Below are 7,233 nucleotides of genomic sequence, written 5' to 3' on the forward strand. Positions count from 1 at the left end.
TCTACGTGCGCCCGGGGCGGCATGACCGGGTGCGTCTGACGCCCGGCTCGCCGGCCGTGCGGGCGGTCGGGCTGCTCGCGGCGGGGCTGCTCGCACTCGGCGTGGTCGCCCTCGTGACGTCGCTCGTGCTGCTGTTCGTCCGGGGCTGAACCGCGCCTCAGCTGTACGGTCTCACGCCAGCGCGAGCATGGCGCCGGCGACGAGCGCCAGGCCGAGCCCCGCCCACTGGACCGCCGCGACGCGTTCGCGCAGCAGGATGGCGGCGAGCAGGATCGTCCCGGCGGGGTACAGGGCGGTGAGCGCCGACACGATCGACAGGTCGCCCTCGCGCAGGGCGAGCAGCATCAGGGCGTTCGCGCCGGCGTCCGCGATGCCGCAGATCGCCGCGAGCCACCACGCCCGGGCGGTCGCGGGTGCGGCGGCGATCGATCCGGTCGTGGCGTGCTCGAGGTCGGCGTGTCCGCTGGGCATGGCCCCGAGCGGCGGGCCCGCGACGGCGAGCACGGAGCTCGCCGGGAGGCCGCGGCGCACCGCGGTGAGGGCGAGGAACCCGACCACTGCGGTGGTGATGACTGCGCTCGTGGCGCGGCTCGCGACGAGCGGCGCGAGTCCGCTCCCGTCGGAGGTGTGGTCGAGGATGATGAGGAACGTCCCGATCGCCAGCCCCGCGCCCAGCGCCATGAAGAGCCCGCGCGCGGACGGCCGAACGATGCGCTCGCCGGGCACGAAGCCGACGAGCACGACGGCGACGAGGGCGAGCCCGAGGCCGGCATAGCCGACCGGTGCGAGAGCCTCGCGGTTGACGAGCAGTCCCCACAGCATCGGGGCGACAGCCGAGACGACGGCCGTGAGCGGCGACAGGATGCTCATGGGTCCGATCGCGAGGCATGCGTACAGCAGTGCGATCGCGACGACGCTCACGACGCCGCCGAGCACGCCCCACGCGAGGTCGGCGCCCGTCCAGGCGCCGCCGAGCAGCGGCTGGGCGAGGAAGAGCGCGACGAGGCCGGAGAGGGCGGCGATCGCCGTCACGACGATGGAGCGCAGGCGTTTCGCGGCAAGACCGCCGAGGAAGTCGGCCGATCCGTAGACGAGCGCACCGATCACGGCGAGGGCGGCGGAGAGCATCGTGGGCGAGCCTAGCCAGGGCGGGGCGTGCCGAGGGCCGATCGCCGGGGATCGGATTGCGCGAATCCGCAAGTTGCTAGATAAGCTAGCTATATGATGCAGCCTCATCACGCGAGACGAGTACCGACGCGCTGGTTGCGGATCGGCATCCCGGTCCTGCTCGTCCTCGTGTGGCTCGCCGCGGGTTCCATCGGGGGGCCGTCGTTCGGCAAGGTCGCCGAGGTGTCGTCGAACGACCGCTCGACGTTCCTGCCGCAGAGCGCGGACGCGACCCAGGTCAACGAGCGTCTCGCCGACTTCCTGGGCGAGGAGAGCATCCCGGCTGTCGTCGTCGTCACGGGCGACGGCGACCTGACCGCGGAGCAGATCGCCGACGTGCAGGCGTTCGCCGACGACGTCGCCGGCCTCGAAGACGTCGCCGGAGACGTCTCTCCGCCCATCCCGTCCGACGACGGCGAGGCTGTGCAGCTCTTCGTGCCGATCGATGCGTCCGGCGAGGTGGGCGACACCGTGGCCGAGATCCGGGCGATGGCAGCCGACGACCTCCCGAGCGACCTGACCGCGTGGGTCACGGGTCCTGCCGGGTTCACGGCGGACCTCGTCGAGGGATTCCTGGGCATCGACGGCCTGCTGCTCGGCGTCGCGCTCGGCGCGGTGTTCCTGATCCTCGTGATCGTGTACCGCTCGCCGCTGCTGCCGGTCCTCGTGCTCGCGACGTCGATGTTCGCACTGTGCGCGGCGCTGCTGACGGTCTGGTGGCTCGCCTACGCCGGCATCGTCGTGCTGAACGGCCAGGTGCAGGGCATCCTCTTCATCCTCGTGATCGGTGCGGCGACGGACTACGCCCTCCTGTACGTGGCACGGTTCCGCGAGGCGATCTCGACCGGCGCGCGGAGGTGGGATGCCACCCTCTCGGCGTGGCGCGGCGCGTTCGAGCCGATCCTGGCGTCGGGGGGAACGGTCATCGCGGGACTGCTGTGCCTGCTGCTGTCGGACCTCGCCACCAACCGTGCACTGGGCCCCATCGCCTCGATCGGCATCGTGTTCGCCGTGCTGTCGGCCCTCACGTTCCTGCCCGCGCTGCTGGCGCTCTTCGGGAGGACCGCGTTCTGGCCGTTCATCCCGAAGCACGCGTCCGCCGCCCTGCCCGACGACCTGACCCAGCCCGTGAAGGGCCTGTGGCCTCGCCAGGCCCGCTTCATCGCCCGCCACGCCCGCATCGTGTGGATCGTGTGCACGGTGGTGCTGCTGGCAGGGGCCATCGGCATCACGCAGCTGAAGGCCGACGGCGTGCCGACGAGCGATCTGGTGCTCGGCGCCTCCGAGGCGCGTGACGGGCAGCAGGTGCTGTCTGAGCACTTCCCGGCCGGATCGGGATCGCCCGTGTACGTCGTCGTGCCCGAGGACGACCTCGCCGGGACCGTCGAGGTGCTGGAGGCCTCGGACGGCATCGACTCGGTGTCGGTCGCTTCGAGCGATTCGCCGACCGGTCAGGCAGCCGTGAAGGTCGAGGGCGGCGAGCCCGTGTTCACCGCCGTCGGTCCGCCGGGAACTCCGGCCCCCGCGCCGACGGTGTCGGACGGCGACGTGCTCGTGATCGGGACGCTGACGGATGCCGCCGACTCGGTGGCCGCCGAGCAGACCGTTCGCGCCCTGCGCGTCGACCTCGACGAGTCGCTCGGGGCGGACACGGCGCTGGTCGGCGGCGAGACGGCCACCGACGTCGATACGAACGACACCTCCACGCGCGACCGCACGCTCATCATCCCGGTGATCCTCGCGGTGATCCTGGTGATCCTCATGCTTCTGCTGCGGTCGATCTTGGCCCCGGTGCTGCTCATCGCGACGGTCATCCTGTCGTTCGCGACGGCGCTCGGAGTCAGCGCGCTCGTCTTCAACGGCGTGTTCCAGTTCGCGGGCGCCGACCCCGCGGTGCCGCTGTACGGCTTCGTCTTCCTGGTGGCGCTCGGCGTCGACTACAACATCTTCCTGATGTCGCGCGTACGCGAGGAGTCGCTCGTGCACGGCACGAGACCGGGGATCCTGCGGGGTCTCGTCGCCACCGGCGGCGTCATCACCTCGGCCGGTCTCGTGCTCGCGGCGACCTTCGCGGCACTCGGCGTCATCCCGATCCTGTTCCTCGCGCAACTGGCGTTCATCGTCGCGTTCGGCGTGCTGCTCGACACGTTCGTGGTGCGCTCGCTGCTCGTGCCCGCTCTCTCGTACGACATCGGGCGCGCCATCTGGTGGCCGTCGAAGCTGTGGAGATCGGATGCCGGGGCCCCGGCGGAGCCCGCCGCCACAGCCGGCCGCTCCCGGCGTACGCTCGAACCATGAGCAAGGCACTGTTCATCGTCGACGTACAGAACGACTTCACCGAGGGCGGCGCGCTGGGCGTCGAGGGCGGCGACGCGGTCGCCCGGGGCATCTCGCAGTTCCTCGTCACGCATGCCGAGGACTACGCCGTGGTGATCGCGTCGCGTGACTGGCACGACGGCGACAACGACAACGGCGGTCATTTCGCGGCCGGAGAGCCGGACTTCGTCGACACGTGGCCGGTCCACTGCGTCGCCGGCACCGAGGGGGCGGACTACGACCCCGGTCTCGACACCTCCGCGGTCACCCACCACGTCAAGAAGGGTCAGGGCAAGCCCGCCTATTCGCTGTACGAGGGAACGACCGACGACGGCGAGACGGTGTCGCAGCTGCTCGACGCGCACGGCGTGGTCGACGTCGACGTGGTGGGCATCGCGACCGACTACTGCGTGCGTGCCTCGGCCCTGGACGCGATCGAGCACGGCCGTCATGTCCGCGTGCTGACCGACCTCGTGGCCGGTGTCGCGCCCGAGTCCAGCGAGGCGGCGCTGGCAGAGCTGGCCCATGCCGGCGCCGAGCTCGCGGAAGCGGCATCGCGAGACTGAGTCCGGCTCCCGCCCCACTCCGTGAGCGGGCAACCGCTAGCCTCTGGATCGTGACCACGATCCGCCCCCTGCTCCCCACCGACCGCGACGCCTGGCTGGCCCTCTGGCGCGGCTACCTGGACTTCTACGAGACCGAGCTCTCGGACGACCAGACAGCCCTCACGTGGAACCGGCTCCTCGATCCTCAGTTCCCGATCCACGGCGCCCTCGCCATCGACGACGACGGCGGCGCCGTCGGACTCGTGCACTGGCTCACCCATGCGGCGACGTGGGCGGCAGAGCCGTACTGCTACCTGGAGGACCTGTTCGTCGACCCCTCGGTGCGCGGGGCGGGAACCGGGCGGGCGCTCATCGCGCATGTCGCAGAGTGGGCCCAGTCGCACGGCTCGCCGAAGGTGTACTGGCTCACGCACGAGACGAACGCCACGGCGCGGACGCTGTACGACCGCGTCGCCACGCACACCGGCTACGTGCATTACCAGATCGGCCACGAGGGGTGAGCGGGAGCTCGTTCCCCGCCGTCTCTGCGCGGGGCTAGACCATCCGCCGGATGCCCGTCAAGACCGGTTCGCGTCAGCGCCCCCGGTGCCATCGTGTGTGATGCACGAGGAGGGGAGCCGGTGGAGTGAAGCGCATGCGGCGGTCGGTGGTCGGGCTCGTCATCGTCGGCGCGCTGGTGTCGGGGTGTGCCGCCTCGGCGTCCGACATCCAGCCGATGGCCGCCGACGCGCTCTCGGCGGCGCAGTCCGCGGACCTCGGCATCCGCATCGACGACGCCGGACGGACCTTCCCCACGACGGCTCGGGTCGTGCTCGACGACATGGCCACGCAGCTGAGCGACGTCATCACCCAGCTGCAGCAGACGCAGACCGCGGACGAGGCCGCCGAGCGCGCCCGGAAGGACGCCCTCGACGCCTCGCGTGAGGCGATCGACGCCATCCACGCCGCTCAGCAGGGAGACGTGAGCGCCGCCCAGCGCGCACTGGACTCGGCGATCGGGGTGCTCGAGGAGCTGGCGGGGGAGCGATGAAGAAGATCTTCGCCGTCGCGCTCGGCATCCTGACCGCCATCGGCGGCTTCGTCGACATCGGCGACCTCGTCACCAACGCGGTCGTCGGGTCGCGCTTCGGCATGGGGCTGACGTGGGTCGTCCTCGTCGGCATCGTGGGCATCTGCGTGTACGCCGACATGTCGGGCCGCGTGGCCGCGGTGAGCGGCCGGGCGACATTCGAGGTCATCCGCGAACGGCTCGGGCCCCGCGCGGGACTCGCGAACCTGACCGCGTCGTTCCTCATCAACCTCCTGACCCTCACCGCAGAGATCGGCGGCATCGCGCTGGCGCTGCAGCTGGCGGCGGGGGTGGGCCCCGGCATGTGGATCCCCGTCGCGCTGTTCGCGGTGTGGATCGTCGTCTGGCGCACGAAGTTCTCCATCATGGAGAACGTCACCGGGCTGCTCGGGCTGTGCCTGATCGTGTTCGTCGTGGCCCTCTTCCTGCTCAAGCCAGACTGGGGGACCCTGGCCACGCAGGCCGTGCAGCCCTGGAGCGAGACATCGGGCAACCCGCTGTCGTACTGGTACTTCGCCGTCGCCCTGTTCGGCGCCGCCATGACGCCATACGAGGTGTTCTTCTTCTCGTCGGGCGCGGTCGAGGAAGGCTGGACCAGCAAGGACCTCTCGACCGAGCGCGCCAACGTGTTCATCGGCTTCCCGCTCGGCGGCATCCTCTCGATCGCGATCGCGGCGTGCGCTTCCGTGGTGCTGCTGCCGAAGGCGATCGAGGTCACGTCGCTGTCGCAGATCGTCCTGCCGGTCGCCCAGGCGGGCGGGCAGCTCGCCCTGGCGTTCTCGATCGTCGGCATCCTCGCCGCGACCTTCGGCGCCGCTCTGGAGACCACGCTGTCCAGCGGCTACACGCTGGCACAGTTCTTCGGCTGGAGCTGGGGAAAGTTCCGCCGGCCGGCGCAGGCTGCGCGGTTCCACCTGTCGATGATCATCTGCCTTCTCGTCGGCGGCGGGATCCTCGCCACCGGCGTCGATCCCGTCGCGGTGACCGAGATCTCGGTGGTGTTCTCGGCGGTCGCCCTGCCGCTCACGTACTTCCCGATCCTCGTCGTCGCCAACGATCCGGACTACATGGGCGACAAGGTGAACGGGCGTGTGCGCAACGGCCTCGCCGTCGTGTTCCTCGCGGTCATCCTGGTCGCGGCGATCGCCGCGATCCCGCTTCTCATCATCACGGGGATGGGCTCATGAGGCGCGCGCTCAGGCCGCAGCATCCGCTCGGCTGGTACCAGGATCCGGACGGCCGCGCCGTCGACGCGCGTCTGCACCTGCTCGACCGGCAGATGCTCGACCGCGACGACGTGCCCATCAGCACCGTCGACGACATCGAGATCGCCGGGGTGGAACTGGGCCAGCCGGTCGACCACGACAGCGCGCCGACGGTGGCGGCGGTCCTCGTCGGGGCAGCCGTCCTCCCGCGGGTCTTCGGAGGGAGCATGCCCCGCTCGCGATGGGACCGCATCGAGTGGCGGCTCGTGCGTCGGCTGGACACCGTCCTGCGGGTGGATGCCGCCGCCGACGAGCTCGACGCCACCTGGCTGGAACGATGGATCCGCGACCGTCTGATCGCCCGCATCCCCGGAGGCCGTCATGCTCCTGAGTGAACTCCTCGACCTGCCGGTGGTCGATGCGGATGGCGCACGGCTCGGCGTCGTCGTCGACGTGCGGTTCCGCCGCGCCGCCCGTCGCCGTGATCATGAGGGCGACCTCGAGCTGATCGCGTTGATCGTCAGCCCGCACAGCAGGATGTCGATGTACGGCTACGAGCGCGGACGCGTGAATGGTCCGGCGGTCATCGCCCGCGCGATCGAGTGGCTCCATCGCCGGTCGCGCCTGATTCCGTGGGAGTGCGTGCGGCGCGTCGACCCGGATGCCGTCATCCTCGGCGTCGCGGCACCCCGCATCCCGCTCGACGCCCGGCGCGGGGTCGGCGAGGATTCCGGCGCGGGAGGGTGAGGATCCGCGATCTCGGAAGGAACTGTGGTGCCCCCACAGGGACTCGAACCCTGGACCCACGGATTAACCTGCTGCACTGAGTCTCCCCAGCCACCGTCTCCGGCTTGCAGTCTGGACTATATCTTCACCTTCGGCCGGGCCGGTCAGGTGCGCCGCGTGTAGT

8 protein-coding genes are annotated in these 7,233 nt (G+C 70.8%); 7 read left to right on the forward strand and 1 reads right to left on the reverse strand.

Going from position 1 to position 7,233, the window contains the following annotated elements; genetic code table 11:
• Positions 1-171: 171 nt before the first annotated feature.
• Positions 172-1,128 (reverse strand): EamA family transporter, encoded by a 957-nt coding sequence (locus tag ACTHNQ_RS20865; RefSeq protein ID WP_440335830.1) that lies wholly within the window; start codon positions 1,126-1,128, stop codon positions 172-174.
• A gap of 93 nt (positions 1,129-1,221) precedes the next feature.
• Here ACTHNQ_RS20865 and ACTHNQ_RS20870 point away from each other — a divergent pair, with 93 nt between their 5' ends.
• The 7 genes from ACTHNQ_RS20870 (at position 1,222) to ACTHNQ_RS20900 (ending at position 7,070) form a co-directional block, all read left to right on the forward strand.
• On the forward strand, positions 1,222-3,465 hold the full coding sequence (locus ACTHNQ_RS20870) for an MMPL family transporter (RefSeq protein ID WP_440335831.1): 2,244 nt from the start codon (positions 1,222-1,224) through the stop codon (positions 3,463-3,465).
• Entirely contained in the window at positions 3,462-4,049 is a 588-nt protein-coding gene (locus ACTHNQ_RS20875; RefSeq protein ID WP_440335832.1) for an isochorismatase family protein, read from the forward strand. Before ACTHNQ_RS20870 ends, ACTHNQ_RS20875 begins: the two co-directional genes overlap by 4 nt.
• 50 nt (positions 4,050-4,099) lie before the next feature.
• Positions 4,100-4,549, forward strand: coding sequence for an N-acetyltransferase family protein (locus ACTHNQ_RS20880; RefSeq protein WP_440335833.1), 450 nt, complete (start codon positions 4,100-4,102; stop codon positions 4,547-4,549).
• Positions 4,550-4,674: 125 nt separating this feature from the next.
• A complete protein-coding gene (locus ACTHNQ_RS20885; RefSeq protein ID WP_440335834.1) occupies positions 4,675-5,079 on the forward strand; it encodes a hypothetical protein in 405 nt (134 codons plus the stop codon).
• Entirely contained in the window at positions 5,076-6,305 is a 1,230-nt protein-coding gene (locus ACTHNQ_RS20890; protein ID WP_440335835.1) for an NRAMP family divalent metal transporter, read from the forward strand. The genes ACTHNQ_RS20885 and ACTHNQ_RS20890 overlap by 4 nt, the downstream gene beginning before the upstream one ends.
• Positions 6,302-6,718 (forward strand): hypothetical protein, encoded by a 417-nt coding sequence (locus ACTHNQ_RS20895; RefSeq protein WP_440335836.1) that lies wholly within the window; start codon positions 6,302-6,304, stop codon positions 6,716-6,718. Before ACTHNQ_RS20890 ends, ACTHNQ_RS20895 begins: the two co-directional genes overlap by 4 nt.
• Positions 6,705-7,070, forward strand: coding sequence for a PRC-barrel domain-containing protein (locus ACTHNQ_RS20900; protein ID WP_440335837.1), 366 nt, complete (start codon positions 6,705-6,707; stop codon positions 7,068-7,070). The genes ACTHNQ_RS20895 and ACTHNQ_RS20900 overlap by 14 nt, the downstream gene beginning before the upstream one ends.
• Positions 7,071-7,233: the final 163 nt, after the last annotated feature.

The sequence above is a fragment of the Microbacterium sp. genome (assembly GCF_051953575.1).
In the GTDB taxonomy this organism is placed as follows: domain Bacteria; phylum Actinomycetota; class Actinomycetes; order Actinomycetales; family Microbacteriaceae; genus Microbacterium.

Coding starts and splice junctions, on each gene's coding strand:
- ACTHNQ_RS20865 (WP_440335830.1), bottom strand. CDS start 1,128: ATGCTCTCCGCCGCCCTCGCCGTGATCGGTGCGCTCGTCTACGGATCG.
- ACTHNQ_RS20870 (WP_440335831.1), top strand. CDS start 1,222: ATGATGCAGCCTCATCACGCGAGACGAGTACCGACGCGCTGGTTGCGG.
- ACTHNQ_RS20875 (WP_440335832.1), top strand. CDS start 3,462: ATGAGCAAGGCACTGTTCATCGTCGACGTACAGAACGACTTCACCGAG.
- ACTHNQ_RS20890 (WP_440335835.1), top strand. CDS start 5,076: ATGAAGAAGATCTTCGCCGTCGCGCTCGGCATCCTGACCGCCATCGGC.
- ACTHNQ_RS20895 (WP_440335836.1), top strand. CDS start 6,302: ATGAGGCGCGCGCTCAGGCCGCAGCATCCGCTCGGCTGGTACCAGGAT.
- ACTHNQ_RS20900 (WP_440335837.1), top strand. CDS start 6,705: ATGCTCCTGAGTGAACTCCTCGACCTGCCGGTGGTCGATGCGGATGGC.